The 736-nt window shown below is 33.0% G+C and carries 1 protein-coding gene; it reads right to left on the bottom strand.

What is annotated here, in order from left to right; genetic code table 11:
* The coding region (locus I6E24_RS16510; protein ID WP_235329803.1) for an FHA domain-containing protein at positions 1 to 736 on the bottom strand (736 nt) is incomplete at both ends.

Raw genomic sequence — 736 nt, 5'->3', positions numbered from 1 at the left:
AGTATATACAACCTCAGTAGGTAATCCTAATTTCTCAAGATCTAAATTACCTGCTGATACTTTGTAATAGTAGAATCCGATAAGCAGTACAGTTGAATTCTTATATTTCGCAAAAATTTCTTCATCCGACATTTTCTTATTAGAAAGGACAACTGCAGGATCATTACTATCACTATTACCATTATGAGGCCAATAATGATATATGCCATAAAAAGCGCCGCATAATAACAATATAACTGAAATTATTGTTACTATTTTTCGATAATTAAATGTTTTTCCTTCTTCATAAGGGTTGGGAACTGATACGCCTGCGCATAAGATTTTATCACCTTTTTTTAGTTTTATGTCTTGATTAGATGGAATTGGTTGTCCGTTTACGGTTGTCCCATTTCTACTATGATCTTGGATATACCATTTCTTGTCACTCATTTTTTTAAAGGTTGCATGAAAACGACTGACCTTATCTCCTTGCAACTGATATTTATTCCTAAAATTTGTTCCAATACCTCGCATCTCTTTTACCTTTGTTAAATCAGGCATAGGAAATACTGGTATAGTTTTCCAGTCCAATGTTACATCCGCAAATCTAATCGAGTCTCCTCTTTTTATTGGTATGTCCTTATTGGGTTGTAATCTTTGATCATTTAGATAAGTTCCATTCCTGCTTCCTTTATCTGTTAAAAGGATGTCACCATTATCTAACATTAAAATCTCTGCATGATAGCCACTTACAAAT

Source organism: Bacteroides caecigallinarum (genome assembly GCF_021530995.1).
Lineage (GTDB): Bacteria > Bacteroidota > Bacteroidia > Bacteroidales > Bacteroidaceae > Phocaeicola > Phocaeicola faecigallinarum.
This window is presented reverse-complemented; position numbering and strand designations above follow the sequence as displayed.